Here is a 17,422-nt window from a genome sequence, read left to right on the forward strand (position 1 = left end):
GGCTGGGCCTGGGGTGGGCTCGATGGTCGGGTGCTGCTGTCCGGGCAGGTCAGGCGCCCGGCGGCCGCTGCTCGACGAGCTCGCCGGCGCGCTCCCCCGCCGACCGCTCCACGTCGAGTGCAGATTGCAGAATGATAACGGCTGCGGCCTGGTCGACGACAGACCGGTGGGTCTTGGTGCGTCGCCCGGCCGAGCGGAGCTGCGCGTGCGCGGTAACGGTCGTCATCCGCTCGTCCACCAGACGTACCTCGACGGGGGCGACCACGGCGGCGAGCCGGGCCGCGAAGTCCCGCGCGTCGGCGGTCGCCGCGCCCTCCGCGCCCGAGAGGTGGCGCGGCAGGCCGACGTAGACCACGGCGGCGAACCGCTCGTCCACCTCGGCCGCGATGCGCGCGACGTCCGCCGTCACCGCCGGCGCGCCGTCCGCGCCGGCGGGGACCTCCAGCACGCGCGGCACCGTCTCGACCGGCGTCGCGACGAGGCCGTCCGGGTCGCTGCCCGCCAACCCGATGCGCGCCTTGCCGACGTCGACCCCGAGCCGGGCGCCCCGCGGCAGCCCGCGGGGCTCCCCCGGCCCCGAAGCGGGCATCGTCACGCGCCGGCCCGGGCCGTGCGCACGCCGTCGGACACGCCGGCCAGCGCACCCGGCAGCGCGGTCGCGTCGGAGCCGCCGCCCTGGGCGAGGTCCGGCTTGCCGCCACCCCCGCCGCCAAGGGTCTTCGCGGCCGCCTTGACGAAGTCCCCGGCCCGCAGGCCGGCATCCCGGGCGCCCGCGTTCGTGGCCACGACCACCAGCGGGCGGCCGCCCGCGACACCACCGACGGCGACGAGCGCAGGCTCGGCGTCGCCGAGGCGCCCGCGCACGTCGAGCGCCAGGGCCCTCAGGTCGTCCGCCGAGGCGACCTCGCCGGCGTCGTGGGTCACGACGCGGACGTCGTCGACCCGCGGGGCCTGCGCGGCGAGCGTGCCCGCCGCGGCGAGCAGCTGCCCCTGGCGCAGGCCGGCCAGCTCCTTCTCCGTCTCCTTGAGCCGCGTCAGCAGCGAGCCCACCCGATCGGTGAGCTCGTCCGGGCGCGCGCCGAGCAGGCCGGTGAGCTGCCCCACGAGGGCGTGCTCCTTGGCCTGGAAGCCGTACGCGCCGTCCCCCACCAGGGCGTCGACGCGACGCACCCCGGAGCCGATGGACGCCTCGCCGAGGAGCGCGACACGACCCACCTCGCCGGTGGCCTTCACGTGCGTGCCGCCACAGAGCTCGCGCGACCAGTCGCCACCGATGGACACCACGCGCACCGTGTCGCCGTACTTCTCGCCGAACAGCGCCATGGCGCCCAGCTCGCGCGCCCGCTCGATCGGCATCGTCGCGTCCATGACCTCGAGGTTCTCGGTGAGCCGCGAGTTCACGCGCTCCTCGATCTCGCCCAGGGCGTCCGAAGGCACGGGGGACGGGGACCGGAAGTCGAAGCGCACACGGCTCGGGGCGTTCTCGGACCCGGCCTGGGTGCGGTCCGGACCGACCATCTCGTGCAGCGCCTTGTGGATCATGTGCGTGGCCGAGTGGGCGCGGCTGATCGCGACGCGGCGCGCGACGTCGATCGTCGCCGTGCCCGGGTCGCCCAGCGCCACCGTGCCCTCGACCAGGCGGCCGCGGTGCACGGACAGACCCTTGACCGGGCGCTGCACGTCGTCCACCTCGATGGTCGCGCCGCCGTCGAGCACGATCGTGCCCTGGTCGGCGAGCTGTCCGCCGGCCTCGGCGTAGAACGGCGTGCGGTCGAGCACGACCTCGACATCGGCCGGGGCCGTCGCCGCGGGGGCGGGCACGCCGTCCACCAGAAGCCCAGCCACGGAGACGGCGGCCTCGACGTCGGTGTAGCCGAGGAACTCGACCGGCGTGGTGAGCTCCTTGGACAGCGACTCGTACGAGCGCAGGTCGGCGTGCCCCGTCTTCTTCGCGAGCGCGTCCGCGCGCGCACGCTGCTTCTGCTCCGCCATGAGGTCGCGGAACGCCTTCTCGTCCACCTGGACACCCTGCTCGGCCGCCATCTCGAGGGTGAGGTCGATCGGGAAGCCGTAGGTGTCGTGCAGCTGGAACGCCTCGGCGCCGCCCAACAGCGGGGTGCTGCCGTCCGACCCCTGCGACGCGCGGGTCTTCGCGCGGCCCACGGCGGTGTCGAGGATCGTCGTGCCCTGGGCCAGGGTGCGCCGGAAGGCGTCCTCCTCGGCGTAGGCCACGTCGCTGATGCGGCCGAACCCGGCCTCGAGCTCCGGGTAGGACGCCTGCATCGCGTCCTTCGACACGGGCAGCAGGGACGGCATCGCGACCGTGTCGACGCCGAGCAGGCGCATCGCGCGCACCGCACGGCGGATCAGGCGGCGCAGCACGTAGCCGCGGCCCTCGTTCGACGGGCGCACGCCGTCGCCGATGACCATGAGGGACGAGCGGACGTGGTCGGCGACCACGCGCATCCGCACGTCGTCCTCGGGGTCGGCGCCGTAGCGCTTGCCGGTCATCTCCTCCACGCGGGTGATGACGGGGAACACCTCGTCGATCTCGTAGAGGTTCTCCTTGCCCTGCAGCAGGTAGGCGATCCGCTCGAGACCCGCGCCGGTGTCGATGCTCTTGTGCTCGAGCTCGCCCAGCAGCGGGTAGTTCTTGCCCTGGCCCTCGCCGCGCACGAACTCGTCGAAGACCAGGTTCCAGATCTCCAGGTAGCGGTCGCCGCCCGGGTCCACCGTGCCGCCGACGGCGTCGGGGCCGTACGCGGGGCCGCGGTCGTAGTGCCACTCCGCGCACGGGCCGGCCGGGCCGGGCTGGCCGGTGTCCCAGAAGTTCTCCTCGCGCGGCAGGCGCACCACGTGCTTCGGGTCCAGCCCGACGCCCTTCGTCAGCGCCTCGTAGGCCTCCGCGTCCTGCTCCCAGATCGTCACCCACAGGCGGTCGCCGTCGAGCCCGTACCCGCCGGACTCCTGCCCGCCGGTGAGCAGCTCCCACGCGAAGTCGATCGCCTCGCGCTTGAAGTAGTCGCCGAACGAGAAGTTGCCGTTCATCTGGAAGAACGTGCCGTGCCGCGTCGTGCGGCCCACGTTCTCGATGTCGTTCGTGCGGATGCACTTCTGCACGCTCGCGACGCGCGGCCACGGCGCCGGCTCGGTGCCGAGGATGTACGGGATGAAGGGCACCATGCCGGCGATCGTGAAAAGGATCGACGGGTCCGGCGAGACGAGGGGTGCGCTGGGGACGATCGCGTGGTCCTTCGACGCGAAGTAGTCGAGCCAACGCTTGCGGATCTCGGCGGTGCGCATGGTGTCCTTCGATGTGTCGTGGTGACGGGTGTGACGGGCGGGCAGCCACCCGCCACGGGCGGCCGTCCCCTATTCTCCCGCCCGTCGGGGGATGGTCGGAACGGGATTTCTCAGAACGAGTAGCCGAGGTCTGCCTCGTCGGCGGCGATCTCCGCCTCCGGGTCCGGTGCGGGCGCCGCGTGCCGGGCGTGCCCGGGCCTGCCGTGGCGCAGGTCCGCGGGACGCAGCCCGCTCGCGCGCACGTCGTCCGGGTCCGGCTGCCCCTCGGCGAGGAGGGCGGCCGTGAGCTCGGCCTCCCGGGCGCTGCGCGCCTGCGTGAACTCGCGCCGGAACGTGGCCACGTACGTCTCCGCCCGCCGCCCGGCGTCCTGCGCCGCGCGCCCCGCGCGGTCGACGACCGCCTCCGGCGCGTACTGCGCCACGATCTTGCGTCCGCGCTGGATGACGACCACGGTCACCGCGACGCCGACGCCCACCCAGAACAGCCGACGCATCAGCGGGCCGCCTTCGAGGCGTCGTCGCGGCTCGAGCGCGACGCCCGGGCGAACGCCTGGCGCACGCCGTAGGAGAACGCCGCGACCTTGACCAACGGCCGGCCGAGCGTCGAGGCGTACAGGCCGGCCAGCGCCGAGACGTTCTCGCTCACCTGGGCGGCCGACGTCGTGATGGTGTCCACCTTGACCAGCTGGTCGTTCGTCGACGCCACCGTGGTGGCGGCCTCGTCGAGGATCGGCACCGAGTGCTCCGTGACCTCGCGGATGGAGCGCGTGGCCTCGTCGAGCACGCGTCCCAGCTTGACGAGCGGGATCGCGAGCAGGCCCACGAGCAGCACGAACGCGACGGCCGCGATGAGCCCGGCCACGTCACCCATCGACATCAGATCTCTCCTCGCACAGGCGTCAGACGGTCGGTCGTCACCCTATCCCGGGTGACCACCGGTGATACGGCGGACGCCCCGCCCCCCGCGCGAGCGGGTGACGGGGCGTCCGGTACGGCGAGCGCGGGGTCAGCGCGCGTAGAACTCGACCACGAGCTGCACCTCGCAGGTCACGGGGACCTCGGCGCGCTTCGGCTTGCGGGTCAGCGTGGCCGACAGCTTCTCGAGGTTGACCTCGAGGTAGCCCGGGAGGGTCGGCAGGACGTCACGGTGCGCGCCCGCGGCGGCGACCTGGAACGGCGTGGTCGTCTGCGACTTCGGCTTGACCTGGATGGTCTGGCCCGGCTTCACGCGGAACGACGGACGGTCGACGATCTTGCCGTCCACCAGGATGTGACGGTGGGTCACGGCCTGGCGGGCCTGCAGGATGGTGCGGCCGAAGCCGGCGCGCAGCACGAGCGCGTCGAGGCGCGTCTCGAGGTCCTCGACCATGACCTCACCGGTCAGGCCCGGGTGCTTGCGGGCGTTCTCGTAGACCTTGAGGAGCTGCTTCTCGCGAAGCATGTACTGGGCGCGCAGCCGCTGCTTCTCGCGGAGGCGGACCGCGTAGTCCGACTCGGTGCGACGACGGGCGCGGCCGTGCTCACCCGGGGGGTACGGGCGCTTCTCGAAGTGGCGGACGGCCTTGGGGGTCAGCGCGATGCCGAGCTTGCGGCTCAGGCGCACCTGGCGGCGCGACTTGGTGACAGCGGTCACTGTTGCTTCCTGTCCTGTGGTGATGGATGAGGTCACACCCGGTACCACCCACGGGGGAGGTCGGGTGCGGGACCAGCCGATGGAGCGTCCTGCACCAGTGGTGACGGAGCGCTCACGGGGCCGAGGTCCCAGGCGGTCGCCGGAAACGGCAACCGCAATATCTTACCGCATCCCACAGGGCCGCTTCCCGCGGTTGCCCGCTCACCGCTCCCCGGGTGTCACGCGTCGTCGAGGATCTGCCGGATCCGGTCGAGCCGGTCGGTGACCTGCTTCTCGAACCCGCGGTCGCTCGGCGCGTAGTAGCGCCGCCCGGCGAGCTCGTCCGGCAGGTACTGCTGCGCGGCGATGGCGTGCGGCGCGTCGTGCGCGTAGCGGTACCCCTTGCCGTGACCCAGGCCCTCCGCACCGGCATAGTGCGCGTCGCGCAGGTGCGGCGGCACCACGCCGACCTTACCGGCACGTACGTCCGCCAGCGCGGCGTCGATCCCCTGGTACGCCCGGTTGGACTTCGGGGCGGTCGCCAGGTGCACCACCGCCTCGGCCAGGACGATCCGCCCCTCGGGCATCCCGATGAGCTGCACGGCCTGCGCGGCCGCGACCGCCGTCTGGAGCGCCGAAGGGTCGGCCATCCCGACGTCCTCCGCCGCGGAGATCACGAGCCGTCGCGCGATGAAGCGCGGGTCCTCGCCCGCTGCCACCATGCGGGCCAGGTAGTGCAGGGCGGCGTCGACGTCCGAGCCGCGGATGGACTTGATGAACGCGGAGACGACGTCGTAGTGCTGGTCGCCGTCACGGTCGTACCGCACGGCGGCGACGTCGACGGCGCGCTCGACGGTGTCGAGGTCCACGGCCACCGTGTCGTCCGGTGCGCGGCCGGGGTCGGCGTCCGCGAGGGCCGCGCCGGCCGCCGCCTCGAGGATCGTCAGCGCCTTGCGTGCGTCGCCACCCGCCATCCGCACGAGCTGGTCCTCGGCGTCGTCCGCGAGCTCCACGGCGCCGTCCAGGCCCCGGTCGTCAGCGACGGCGCGGCGCACGAGGGCGCGCACGTCCCCGGAGGTGAGCGGCTTGAGCGTCAGGAGCAGGGACCGGCTCAGCAGCGGGGAGTTGACCGAGAACGACGGGTTCTCCGTGGTGGCGGCGACGAGCGTGACCCACCGGTTCTCGACGCTGGGGAGCAGGGCGTCCTGCTGCGTCTTGGAGAACCGGTGCACCTCGTCGATGAACAGCACGGTCTCCTCGCCGCCGGTCGCGAGGCGGCGGCGGGCGTCCTCGACGACCTGGCGCACCTCCTTGACGCCGGCGGTGACCGCGGAGAGCTCGACGAAGCGCCGCCCGGACACCGTCGCCACGAGGTACGCGAGGGTGGTCTTGCCCACCCCGGGCGGGCCCCAGAGGATCACGGACCCCGGCGCGGCGCGGCGCGCCGACTCGTCGTCGGGCTCCACCAGCCGGCGCAGCGGCGAACCGGGCACGAGCAGGTGCGCCTGGCCCGCGACCTCGTCGAGGGTCGCCGGCCGCATGCGCACGGCCAGGGGGGCGCTGGGGCCGGCGCGGCCGGTCACCGGCGTGCCGCGGGTGCCGGTGAGCGCGGCGTCGAACAGGTCCATGCTCCTCAGCCTACGGAGCGCCACCCACGCGCCCGGCCGTCCGCCCTCCCGCGATGCTGTGACGTGCCTCGCCCTAGGGTGGGCGCATGGACGCCGACGTCGTGGTCGTCGGGGCCGGGCCCACCGGCCTGCTCCTGGCCGGAGACCTGGCCCTGGCCGGCGCGCGGGTGACCGTGGTCGAGAAGCGGCCGGCCGGCCTGAGCAACCTCACCCGCGCGTTCGCCGTGCACGCCCGCAGCCTCGAGACGCTCGACGCGCGAGGGCTGGCCGACGAGCTCGAGGCCACCGGCCGCCGCGTGCGTCGGATCCAGGTCTTCGGCCGGGTCGACGTACGTCTCGACCTGCTGCCCGGCCGGTTCCCGTTCGTGCTCGTCACCCCGCAGTACGAGGTGGAGCGCCTGCTGCGCCGCCGGGCGGAGGGGGCGGGGGCGGTCTTCCGGCACGGCGTGCGCGTCACCGGTCTGACCCAGGACGACGACGCGGTCACCCTCGCCGCCGTCGACGACACGATCGGCGGGACGGGCGGCGCCGACCTGCGGTGGCGGGCACCCTGGGTGGTCGGCACGGACGGCGTGCGCTCGACCGTGCGCCGGGCGGCGGGCCTCCCGTTCCCGGGTGAGACGGTGATCCGCGCGATGGTGCTGGCGGACGTGCGCCTCGCACGCCCACCCGAGGACGCGCTGACGGTGGCGTCGTCGGGCGGGGCGCTGGGCTTCCTGGCGCCCTTCGGCGACGACTGGTTCCGGTTCATCGGCTGGGACGAGGCTCTGGACCCCGGCGACGACGGGCCCGTCGGGCTCGACGAGGTCCGGGCCGTCGCGCGGGCCACGCTCGGCGACGACCACGGCATGCAGGAGCTGCGGTTCGCTACCCGGTTCGCGGCCGACGAGCGCCAGACCACCCGGTACCGGTCGGGCCGCGTGCTGCTGGCGGGCGACGCCGCGCACGTGCACAGCCCCGCGGGCGGCCTCGGCATGAACACGGGCCTGCAGGACGCCGCGAACCTGTCGTGGCGCCTCGCCGCGGTGCTGCGGGGCGCGGACGACACGGTGCTGGACGGGTACTCCGCGGAACGGCACCCGGTCGGAGCGCAGGTGCTGCGCACGAGCGGCACGATCCTGCGGCTCGCCACCCGCCGGGGGCCCGGCGCGTCCGTCCTGCGCGCGGCCGGCGCCACCCTTCTGGCCCGGGCGGCACCCGCGCGACGCCGCGCCGCGGCGACCGTCTCGGCACTCGGCGTGCGGTACCCGGCCCCTCCTGGTGCACACCCCGCAGCCGGGCGCCGGGTGCCGGACCTGCCCCTCGTGCCGGAGGGCGCGGGACGACGTCTCGCCCAAGCGTTGCGGGCGGGGCGCTTCGTGCTCGTCGCCCCGGCCGCGGGCCCACCGGCCGACATCCCGCTGGCAGGCGGCGAGCTCGCGGCGGTCGACCGGGTGGTCGTCCGCCGCGCGGACGGGCGCGACGCGACGCTCCTCGTGCGCCCGGACGGCTACCTCGCCGACGCCCGGGCGCCCGGGGCGGTCACCGACGGCCGCGAGCAGTAGTCGCGCGGCGATGCCGCGAGCACGACGTCACGAGCGCCGCGTCAGGGGCGCGAGCTCTCGAACTCCTGGCCGAGCACGAAGCCGAGCTTCCGGTACACGCGCCGCGCGGCGACGTTGTGCGCGTACACGCCCAGCGTGACCATCGGGGCCTCGGCGAGCCCGGCGCGCATGGCCACGGCCGTCACCGCGACCGCGGCGCCCCGGCCCCGCCACGCGGGATCGGTCCCGATCGAGCCGAGCGACCACGGCCGACCGGGGACACGGCGCGACGCGCCCGCCACGGCCCGCACCACACCGTCGTCGTCCCGCCAGCCCCACCAGCGGGACCGCGGCTCGTCGACGGGGAGCTCGCCCTCTGGGTTCGCGACGGCGAGGCAGGCCGCCGCCGCGGCCCGCCCGGCGTCGTCGTGCAGCTCCTCGACCCGCTCCTCGCCGGCCCGGACGGCGGGCGGCGCCGTGGCCGCGTACCAGTCCCAGGCATCGAACGGGGCGTGGTCGAACGGCGCCGGCACGACGAGGCCGTCAGGGAGGTCGGCACCCGACACCGCCGCGTACGTGCCGCGCGGCATCGACGCCCGCACCACGGGACCCATCCCGCCGGGGCTCAGCTCCGCCTCGGCGGCGAGCAGGAGGCGTGCCGCGCCGGCCGCGCTGCCCACCCCCAGGAGGCTCACGCCGGCCGCGTCGTGGTCGACGGCGAGCGGGCGCCCACCGTCGATGCGCTCACGCCAGCGCAGCCGCACCACGAACGCGTCGTCGTCGTGCCAGGCATGACTGGCGTCCCACCCGCCGTGGGCGGTCTCGGCGACCACCACGGGGTGGTGCGCCCAACGCGCGGGCAGGCGCGCCCCGGCCACCTCGGTGACCGGGGCGAGCACGTGCCCGTCGAGGGCGAGGGTCACGCCCCCGCGGCGGAGGCGACGGTGTCGTCCTGCGGGACGGCGTCGACCCCGGCCTCCTTGCGCTGCTCCGTCGTGATCGGCGCGGGCGCGTCCGTGAGCGGGTCGTAGCCGCCGCCCGACTTCGGGAACGCGATGACGTCGCGGATCGACGCCGACTTCGTCAGCAGCGACACGATGCGGTCCCAGCCGAACGCGATGCCGCCGTGCGGCGGGGCACCGAACTTGAAGGCGTCGAGGAGGAAGCCGAACTTCTCCTGCGCCTCGGCGGGACCGATGCCCATGACGTCGAAGACGCGCTCCTGCACGTCACGGCGGTGGATACGGATCGAGCCACCGCCGATCTCGTTGCCGTTGCAGACGATGTCGTAGGCGTAGGCCAGGGCGTTGCCGGGATTGGACTCGAAGTTGTCCAGCCACTCCGGCTTCGGCGACGTGAACGCGTGGTGCACGGCGGTCCACGCGGAGTGACCGAGGTCCACGTCATCGTCCTCGCCGGTCGGCTTGAACAGCGGCGCGTCCACGACCCAGACGAAAGCCCACGCGTCGTCGTCGACCTGCCCGGTGCGGTGCGCGATCTCGAGGCGGGCGGCGCCGAGCAGCGCGCGCGCCTCGGTGGTCCTGCCGGCCGCGAAGAACACGGCGTCGCCGGGCTGCGCGCCGGTGGCGGCGGCGAGGCCCTCCCGCTCGGCGTCGGAGAGGTTCTTGGCGACGGGGCCGCCCAGCGTGCCGTCCTCGCCGTAGGTGACGTAGGCGAGGCCCTTGGCGCCGCGCTGCTTCGCCCACTCCTGCCAGGCGTCGAACTGGCGGCGCGGCTGCGAGGCGCCCCCGGTCATGACGACGGCACCCACGTACTCCGCCTGGAAGACGCGGAACGGGGTCTCGGCGAAGTAGTCCGTGAGCTCGACGAGCGGGTTGCCGAAGCGCAGGTCCGGCTTGTCCGTGCCGTACAGGCGCATCGCCTCGGCGTACGTCATGCGGGCGATCGGCGTGGGGATCTCGACGTCGACGAGCTTCCACAGGGCGACGAGGACCTGCTCGGCGAGCGCGATGACGTCGTCCTGGTCGACGAAGCTCAGCTCGACGTCCAGCTGCGTGAACTCGGGCTGGCGGTCGGCCCGGAAGTCCTCGTCGCGGTAGCAGCGGGCGATCTGGTAGTAGCGCTCCAGTCCGCCCACCATGAGGAGCTGCTTGAAGAGCTGCGGGCTCTGCGGAAGCGCGTACCAGGAGCCGGGCGCCAGGCGGGCCGGGACCAGGAAGTCGCGCGCACCCTCCGGCGTCGACCGCGTCAGCGTCGGCGTCTCGACCTCGACGAAGTCGTGCTCGTCGAGCACCCGGCGGGCGGCCTGGTTCGCCTTGGCGCGCAGGCGCAGGGCGTGCGCCGGCGCCGGGCGGCGGATGTCGAGGTAGCGGTGCTTGAGACGCGCCTCCTCGCCGATGACCTCGGTGTCCGCGAGCGCCGTGGACACCTGGAACGGCAGGGGCGCGGACTCGTTGAGCACGACGACGTCCTTCGCCACGACCTCGATCTCGCCCGTGGCGAGGTTGGGGTTGGCGTTGCCCTCGGGCCGTCGCCCGACCTCACCGGTGACCTGGAGCACGAACTCGGCCCGCAGCGGGTGCGCCACGGCCTCGTCGCGGATGACGATCTGCGAGATCCCCGAGGCGTCGCGAAGATCGATGAAGGCCACTCCCCCGTGATCCCGGCGCCGATCGACCCACCCCGTGAGGGTGACGGTCTGACCGATGTGCTCGGCCCGCAGTGAGCCGGCCGTGTGGGTGCGGAGCACGGAGTGTTCCTTTCGAACGGGGTAGGGACGACACCGCCGGTGGCGGCGTTCAGGCACGCGAACGCGCCCGTGCGAGTCTAGTCGGTGGCCGGACCCCTTCAGCGAGGAGACTCCCATGGCGCCACGCGTCGCCACCACGACCACCGTCGACCGCGAGGAGCTCTTGGAGGTGCTGCGGGCGCGCCGGCACGGCGTGCTCGTCACCACCCGGCGCGACGGGTCCCCACAGCTGAGCCCGGTGACGTTCGGGGTGGACGACGCCGGCCGGGTCGTGGTGTCCACCTACCCGGACCGCGCGAAGGCGGTGAACCTGCGGCGGGACCCGCGGGCCTCGTTCCTCGCCCTCGGTGACGACTTCGACGACGCCTGGGTGCAGGTGGACGGGACGGCCGAGGTGATCGACGCGCCGGACTCGGTGGAGCCGCTGGTCGAGTACTACCGCGCCGCGGCGGGAAAGGAGCACCCGGACTGGGAGGAGTACCGCGAGGCGATGCTGCGCCAGGGCAAGAGCGTCGTGCGGATCACGGTCGGGCGGTGGGGCCCCGTCGCGACCGGCGGGTTCCCCGCGCGCCTGGTCGAGGACGCCTGAGCACGCCGGGGACCGCGCCTGAGAGCCTGGACACACTCGACGCACGGAAGCCTGCCTGGCCGTAGCGTCGACCCCATGGCGACGTTGCCCGACCCGGTGTGGCCCGTGCTCGTGCTCGCAGTGATCTCGGCGGGCGACGCGCTGCTGTGCGTGAAGCCGGTGGCGTTCATCGCGCAGTGCTTCCGCGACGTGAACTTCCCCGAGCGCTGGTGGTGGGTCACACCGTGGATCAAGGCCGCGGCCACCGCCGGGCTGATCGCGGGGCTCTGGGTGCCGTACCTCGGGCTGGTGACGTCCGTCTGCCTCGTCGTGTACTTCGCGCTCGCGCTCACCTTCCACGTGCGGGCACGGGACTTCGGGCGCAACTTCTTCGTCAACGCCACCGGCATGTTCCTGCTGTGCGTGTTCGTGCTGTGGTTCTCGTTCCTGCGCTGACCCGCCGTGCACGGGCGGCTCAGAAGAGCACCTGCTCGACGCCCCCGCCTGCCACCTCGAGCCCGCCGCCGTCCCGGGGCATCCCGGCCAGCGCGCCCGCCGGGTAGTCGCCCTCGTCGTGAGGACGCTGGTCGTGCGGTCGCAGCTCGTCGGGGAAGCGCCCGGTCGCGCCGGACCGGGAGCGGTGCCCGGACGAGCGGAAGCCGCGCTCGTCCAGCAGCGGCTCCACGCGGTCCCACAGCCACTGCCGATACGCCTCGAGGGCGTAGGTGCCACGGGCGAACACCCGCCCGTACCCGGCCACGGCGTGCGGGTGCTCGCGCTCCAGCCATTGGAGGTACCACTCGCGCGTGCCGGGCTTGAGGTGCAGCGGCACGACCGTGACCCCCGTCGCGCCCGCCTCGGCGACCGCGTCCAGAAGGCGGCGCAGGTGGTCGCGGGAGTCGGTGAGCCACGGCAGCACCGGGGCCACCATGACGCCGCAGGGCAGCCCGGCGGCCCGCACCGCGCGGATCAGGTCGAGCCGGGCGCGGGGCGTCGGTGTGCCCGGCTCGACCGCCTGCTGCAGCTCCTCGTCGCGGGGCGAGTCCGCGAAGGCGAGCGAGACCCCGATCCCCACCTCCACGCGCCGCGCTGCGTCGACGATCAGCGGCAGGTCGCGACGCAGGAGGGTGCCCTTGGTGAGGATCGAGAACGGTGTGCCGGAGTCCGCGAGCGCCCCGATGATGCCGGGCATGAGCCGGTACCTGCCCTCCGCCCGCTGGTACGGGTCGGTGTTCGTGCCCAGCGCCACCGGCTCCCGCTTCCATGACGGCCTCGCCAGCTCCGCGCGCAGCACCGTGTCCACGTTCGTCTTCACCACGACCTGCGAGTCGAAGTCCCGGCCCGCGTCGAGGTCGAGGTACTCGTGGGTCGGGCGGGCGAAGCAATAACGGCACCCATGACTGCATCCGCGGTACGGGTTGACCGTCCACCCGAAGGGCATGCGCGAGGCGGTGGGCACCTTGGACAGCGCGCTCTTGGCCAGCACCTCGTGGAACGCCACGCCGGCGAACTCCGGTGTCCGCACGGTGCGCACGAGCCCGAGGCGCGCCAGCCCGGGCCGGTCGAGCCCGGGCAGCGCACCGTCGTCCGCGGAGACCGCCTGTCCATCCCATCTCACGCGCTCATTCGAACATGCGTTCGATGTGCGTGTCCAGCGCCGGCCGGCGCGGGCTCAGCCGCGGACGCGGGCGAGCGCGCGCCGTGCCCGCTCCCGCCACGGCAGCGGCCGGTCGCGCACCTCGGCGAGCAGCACCTCGACGGCGTCCAGGGCGGCGGCGGTCACCTGACGCGGCATCGGCACGTCGGGGTCGGTCCAGTCCTCGGCCGGCGCGACGGGCACGAGGTCGTCCAGGTCGCCGTGCACGGAGACGCCCCGACCCTCCAGCCAGGCGATCCACGTCGCGCTGAGCCCGGTCGTCCACGCGTGGTCGTCGGGGCCCAGCGTGATGGGCGCGGAGCGCCGGGGCGCGAGCGCGTCCCCCACCACGATCCCGTCCACGATCGGCGAGAGCTCCCCGCCCCGCCGCGCGTCGTCGCCGAGCCGGCGGTTGAGCCGACGCAGCACCTGCGCCTCGGGCACGCCGACCGACGTGTTCGCCCGCTCGGCCTCCCTCGGCGCCCATGCGGGGTCGACGTCGACCACGTCCAGGAACCGCAGCCACAGCAGGCCCCCGGAGCCACCCGGCGGCGGCGCCGTCACGACGTGCAGCCTGGACGCGGGCAGCCCCGCGCCCCACACGGTCAGGACGCGGGTCGGGTCGAAGGACTCGAGGAACGCCGAACGGCCCTCGCGGGCGCGGTCGAGAAAAGCGCGCAGGGTCGTGCGCGACCCGAACTTGAGCGTCTCCTGCCACCCGCTCGCGAGCTCGCGCGCGAGGTCGCGCGCGGTGAGCACCACGCGGACCTCCGCGCCCGTGGAGCCGAGGTCCGCGAGCGCGCGGGCCGCCTGGTCCGGGGTGGCCTTCGCCAGCACCTCGTGACTGACGACGACGTCGCCCCGCGCCCGGCGCACCTGCCGCAGCAGGCGGTCCCAGGCACCCTCCACCCGTCCGCGGTCGACGCCGTGGTCGGTGCCGGTGAGGTCCAGCGCCGCCCAGTAGTGCAGCCGGGGCTCACCCAGCGCACCGGTGGGGTAGAGCACGCCGTGCCGTCGGAGCTCGCGGCGGTTCGCGTGCAGGCGCGACTGCAGGTAGGTCGTGCCTGACTTGGGCGTACCGACGTGCAGGAAGACTCGTCTCGGCATGACCTCAGCGTGGCACGCGGGCCTGGGCGCGCCCTGGACCCGTCGAGGAGCGACCGGCCCGGGTCGACGCCGGCCGGCACCTCACGAGGCCAGCGACACCCCCGGTCGCGCCAGGGTGAACAGCCCGCCGGCCCCCTGGAGCGCGAGCGCCGGTACAGGCGCCTGCGCGAGGTCCGCGGCGCGGTACCGCTTGAGGTCCCCGCGGAAGACGACCGTGCCCGGCAGGCTCAGCAGCGACTGCGGGCGCACCTTCCAGCGCGGGACGCCCAGGTCGCACACCCCCGCGTCCCGCAGCACGTGGTAGACGAACTCCGAGCAGAAGAACCGCCGGTCGTCCTCGGACCCGCGGCCCAGCAGCCCGGTCACGAGGCCGGGGGCGTTGTAGGCGTACCGGTGGCCGTCGAGCAGGAACTCCGCGACGGACGCCCCCACGGCGTCCCGCTGCTGCGGGGTCACGGGGACCTCGATCACGACGCCCGGGAGGCGGTCCATCCCGCGGTAGAGGTCGTCGTCGAGCCGTTCCCGCTTGAAGCACCCGACGAAGGGGTTGGACGCCCGGCGGCGACCGAAGCTGAACATGAGCTCGAGGTCGGCGTCGAGCGCCAGGGCCGCGTGGGTGTACTCGTCCCGCGTCGCGAGGCGGATCGTCCGGGACAGGACGGTGCTGCTGCGGGACAGGACGACGTAGATGCTCACGGCGGTCACCGTACCGCCCCGAGGGCGTCGTCAGGCCAGGTCAGTCAGGAGATCAGGGTGAATCTCAGGGAGGCCTCAGGGTGTGCGGGGGACATCCCCCGCGAGATACCCCCCGATCAGTTCGGCCGGCACGCGCGGTCCACCCCGCAGGCCCGGGTCCGCCGGGCCGTCCCCCGCCCGAGGAGACCCCGTGATCACCGTGCACCGCGGCTTCAGCAGCTACTCCGTCGACGACCTCGACGCCGCCGAGGCGTTCTACCGCGACGTGCTGGGGCTCCGGGTGGGACGCACGCCCATGGGCCTGGAGCTGGACGTCACCGGCGGCGCCCCGGTCTTCGTCTACCCGAAGGGTGGCGCGCACCAGCCCGCGAGCCACACCGTGCTCAACCTCGTGGTGCCCGACGTCGCCGCCGCGGCGGCCGACCTGCACGCCGCCGGCGTCGAGCTGGTGCGCTACCCGGGGTTCGCGCAGGACGCCGACGGCGTCGTGCGCAGCGGCGACCCGCGCCAGGGCCCGACCATCGGATGGTTCCGCGACCCGGCGCGCAACGTCGTCGCGCTCATCGAGGAGTGAACGACCGGCCCTCTCCCCGCGAGTGCGCGTTCCCCGGCCGGCGCCAGCAGGAACGTCGGCGGGGACGACGGTGCCCGGCTCACTCCGCGGCGGCCGGGACCACCCGCGGGAACAGGTCCTCGGCGGGCGGGGCCCAGGACGCGGCGTCGGCGTCCACCTGGTCGCCGGAGCGGATGTCCTTCACCTGGTCGGGCCCGACGGTCCCGTCCTCCTCCGCCTGTCCCGGGAACCACACGAACGGGATGCCGCGCCGGTCGGCGAACTTGATCTGCTTCCCGAACTTCGCCGCCGTCGGGGCGACGTCCGCCGGCACCCCGCGGGCGCGCAACGCGGCCGCCACCGCGTCGGAGCGGTCGCGGTGCGCCTCGTCAGTCACGGCGACCAGCACGGCGGTCGGGACGCCGCGGGTGGCGGTGACCAGGCCGGCGGACAGCAGCCGGGACACCAGCCGGGAGACACCGATCGACAGGCCGACACCGGGATAGGTGTTCTTCCCGTCGGAGGCCAGGGTGTCGTAGCGGCCGCCCGAGCAGATCGAGCCGAGCTGCTCGTGCCCCACGAGCACGGTCTCGTAGACGGACCCGGTGTAGTAGTCCAGCCCGCGCGCGATCTTGAGGTCCGCCACGACGACGCCCGGCGCCCGGCGGGCGGCCGCCTCGATCAGCGCGGCGAGCTCGCCCAGGCCGGTCTCGAGCAGCTCCGTCACCGCGTCGTAGGACGCCGCGAGCGCCCTGACCCGCTCGACGACGGCGACGTCCTCGCCGGAGATCGCGGCGAGCTCGAGGCAGCCCTTCGCCTGCTCGGGTGTCGCGCCCTGCTCGGCCCTCAGCAGCTCGGCGACGGCGTCCGGCCCGATCTTGTCGAGCTTGTCGACCTGCCGCAGCACGCCCTCGACGTCGTCGAGGCCGAGGCCGCGGTAGAAGCCCTCGGCGACCTTGCGGTTGTTCACCAGGATGCGGACCTCGGGCACGCCGACGTCGCGCAGGGCGCCGAGCGCCTCGGCCATGGCCAGCGGCAGCTCGACCTCGTAGTGGTACGGGAGCTCGCCCGCGCCGACGACGTCGATGTCGGCCTGGACGAACTCGCGGAAGCGGCCGTCCTGGGGGCGCTCGCCGCGCCACACCTTCTGGATCTGGTAGCGCTTGAACGGGAAGGCGAGGCGGCCGGCGTTCTCGAGCACGTAGCGGGCGAACGGGACCGTGAGGTCGAAGTGCAGGCCCAGCTGCTTCTCGGACCGGTCGACAGCCGGCTCCCCGTCGGCGTCCTCCTGGAGCCGGCGCAGCACGTAGACCTCCTTGGAGGTCTCGCCCTTGCGCAACAGCTGGTCGAGCGGCTCGACGGCCCGCGTCTCGATACCGGCGAACCCGTGCAGCTCGAACGTGCGGCGCAGCGTGTCCAGGACGTACTGCTCCACGACGCGACCGTCGGTGAGCCATTCGGGGAAGCCGGAGAGCGGGGTGGGGCGTGCCATGGGCCCCATCTTCCCAGACGACTGGAGCGCGTCGACCACCCGTCCCGCCGCCGGTCAGCGCAGGTACGGGTTGGTCGCGAGCTCCCGGCCGACGGTCGTGGTCGGGCCGTGCCCGGGGACGACGCTCAGGGCCGGGTCCAGCCGGCCCACCACGTCGCGCAGGGTCCGCGCCATCGTCGCGGCGTCCCCACCGGGCAGGTCGGTGCGCCCCACCCCGCCGGCGAACAGCACATCGCCCGCCAGGACCACGCCGTGGGAGCCGTCGGGGGTGCCGTCCCGGGAGACGCCCTGGGCGACGCCCTGGGCGACGCCCTGGGCGACGAGGAGCGTCGAGCCCTCCGTGTGGCCCGGCGCGTGCAGGGTTCGCAGCCGCACCGCGCCCGCGACGAGCTCACCGTCGCCGTCGTCCAGGTCCCGCACGACGACGGGCGCACGATAGTCCGCGGGCCTGCGGCCCGTGCCCGCGAGCGCCTGCGTCAGGGCCCCGCTGACGCCCGGGTCGCCGACGTCCTGCCCCGGGGCCGCGAGGCCGAGCGAGCCGAACGGGTCCTCGAGCCGGTAGGCGTCGGCGGGATGGATACGCAGCGGCACGTC

17 protein-coding genes are annotated in these 17,422 nt (G+C 74.3%); 4 read left to right on the forward strand and 13 right to left on the reverse strand.

Annotated elements, in window-relative coordinates:
• Nucleotides 1–49 precede the first annotated feature (49 nt).
• The 6 genes from ruvX to B5Y66_RS14790 form a co-directional block, all read right to left on the reverse strand.
• Complete coding sequence (gene ruvX, locus B5Y66_RS14765) at nt 50–589, reverse strand: Holliday junction resolvase RuvX (protein WP_079575252.1); 540 nt, start codon at nt 587–589, stop codon at nt 50–52.
• Nucleotides 590–591: 2 nt separating this feature from the next.
• On the reverse strand, nt 592–3,303 hold the full coding sequence (alaS, locus tag B5Y66_RS14770; protein WP_079575253.1) for an alanine--tRNA ligase: 2,712 nt from the start codon (nt 3,301–3,303) through the stop codon (nt 592–594).
• Between the two features lie 110 nt (nt 3,304–3,413).
• Nucleotides 3,414–3,797 carry a hypothetical protein gene (locus tag B5Y66_RS14775; RefSeq protein WP_079575254.1) on the reverse strand — a complete coding sequence of 128 codons (384 nt, stop codon included), beginning with the start codon at nt 3,795–3,797 and terminating at the stop codon, nt 3,414–3,416.
• Nucleotides 3,797–4,180, reverse strand: a complete 384-nt coding sequence (locus B5Y66_RS14780) for a DUF948 domain-containing protein (protein WP_079575255.1) — start codon at nt 4,178–4,180, stop codon at nt 3,797–3,799. Before B5Y66_RS14780 ends, B5Y66_RS14775 begins: the two co-directional genes overlap by 1 nt.
• 129 nt (nt 4,181–4,309) lie before the next feature.
• Nucleotides 4,310–4,936 carry a 30S ribosomal protein S4 gene (rpsD, locus tag B5Y66_RS14785; protein WP_079575256.1) on the reverse strand — a complete coding sequence of 209 codons (627 nt, stop codon included), beginning with the start codon at nt 4,934–4,936 and terminating at the stop codon, nt 4,310–4,312.
• A 218-nt stretch (nt 4,937–5,154) separates the two neighbouring features.
• Nucleotides 5,155–6,543 carry a replication-associated recombination protein A gene (locus B5Y66_RS14790; RefSeq protein WP_079575257.1) on the reverse strand — a complete coding sequence of 463 codons (1,389 nt, stop codon included), beginning with the start codon at nt 6,541–6,543 and terminating at the stop codon, nt 5,155–5,157.
• Between the two features lie 86 nt (nt 6,544–6,629).
• Here B5Y66_RS14790 and B5Y66_RS14795 point away from each other — a divergent pair, with 86 nt between their 5' ends.
• The gene (locus tag B5Y66_RS14795; protein ID WP_079575258.1) at nt 6,630–8,087 is read left to right on the forward strand and encodes an FAD-dependent monooxygenase; all 1,458 of its coding nucleotides are present in this window, start codon (nt 6,630–6,632) and stop codon (nt 8,085–8,087) included.
• 41 nt (nt 8,088–8,128) lie between these two features.
• Here B5Y66_RS14795 and B5Y66_RS14800 read toward each other — a convergent pair whose 3' ends face one another.
• Together B5Y66_RS14800 and aspS are read right to left on the reverse strand one after the other, a co-directional pair.
• The gene (locus tag B5Y66_RS14800; RefSeq protein ID WP_079575259.1) at nt 8,129–8,989 is read right to left on the reverse strand and encodes a GNAT family N-acetyltransferase; all 861 of its coding nucleotides are present in this window, start codon (nt 8,987–8,989) and stop codon (nt 8,129–8,131) included.
• Entirely contained in the window at nt 8,986–10,776 is a 1,791-nt protein-coding gene (gene aspS / locus B5Y66_RS14805) for an aspartate--tRNA ligase (RefSeq protein WP_079575260.1), read from the reverse strand. Before aspS ends, B5Y66_RS14800 begins: the two co-directional genes overlap by 4 nt.
• Nucleotides 10,777–10,891: 115 nt before the next feature.
• Between aspS and B5Y66_RS14810 the strand changes: the two genes are divergently transcribed.
• Entirely contained in the window at nt 10,892–11,365 is a 474-nt protein-coding gene (locus B5Y66_RS14810) for a PPOX class F420-dependent oxidoreductase (RefSeq protein ID WP_079575261.1), read from the forward strand.
• Between the two features lie 75 nt (nt 11,366–11,440).
• Entirely contained in the window at nt 11,441–11,800 is a 360-nt protein-coding gene (locus B5Y66_RS14815; RefSeq protein ID WP_079575262.1) for a DoxX family protein, read from the forward strand.
• Nucleotides 11,801–11,819: 19 nt separating this feature from the next.
• On the opposite strand, the gene B5Y66_RS14820 is transcribed toward B5Y66_RS14815, so the two are convergent.
• The 3 genes from B5Y66_RS14820 to B5Y66_RS14830 form a co-directional block, all read right to left on the reverse strand.
• Complete coding sequence (locus B5Y66_RS14820) at nt 11,820–12,962, reverse strand: Rv2578c family radical SAM protein (protein WP_079575263.1); 1,143 nt, start codon at nt 12,960–12,962, stop codon at nt 11,820–11,822.
• Between the two features lie 54 nt (nt 12,963–13,016).
• Nucleotides 13,017–14,087 (reverse strand): hypothetical protein, encoded by a 1,071-nt coding sequence (locus tag B5Y66_RS14825; protein ID WP_079575264.1) that lies wholly within the window; start codon nt 14,085–14,087, stop codon nt 13,017–13,019.
• 81 nt (nt 14,088–14,168) lie between these two features.
• Nucleotides 14,169–14,783 carry a hypothetical protein gene (locus B5Y66_RS14830; RefSeq protein ID WP_139820901.1) on the reverse strand — a complete coding sequence of 205 codons (615 nt, stop codon included), beginning with the start codon at nt 14,781–14,783 and terminating at the stop codon, nt 14,169–14,171.
• Nucleotides 14,784–14,973: 190 nt separating this feature from the next.
• On the opposite strand from B5Y66_RS14830, the gene B5Y66_RS14835 reads away from it, so the two are divergent.
• Nucleotides 14,974–15,357, forward strand: coding sequence for a VOC family protein (locus tag B5Y66_RS14835; protein WP_079575266.1), 384 nt, complete (start codon nt 14,974–14,976; stop codon nt 15,355–15,357).
• Nucleotides 15,358–15,436: 79 nt separating this feature from the next.
• Here the strand turns inward: B5Y66_RS14835 and hisS are convergent, their stop codons facing one another.
• Nucleotides 15,437–16,828 carry a histidine--tRNA ligase gene (hisS, locus tag B5Y66_RS14840; protein WP_079575267.1) on the reverse strand — a complete coding sequence of 464 codons (1,392 nt, stop codon included), beginning with the start codon at nt 16,826–16,828 and terminating at the stop codon, nt 15,437–15,439.
• A gap of 54 nt (nt 16,829–16,882) precedes the next feature.
• Entirely contained in the window at nt 16,883–17,419 is a 537-nt protein-coding gene (locus B5Y66_RS14845; protein ID WP_245807137.1) for an MBL fold metallo-hydrolase, read from the reverse strand.
• Nucleotides 17,420–17,422 lie beyond the last annotated feature (3 nt).

Source organism: Krasilnikoviella flava (assembly GCF_900167525.1).
GTDB lineage: Bacteria > Actinomycetota > Actinomycetes > Actinomycetales > Cellulomonadaceae > Isoptericola > Isoptericola flavus.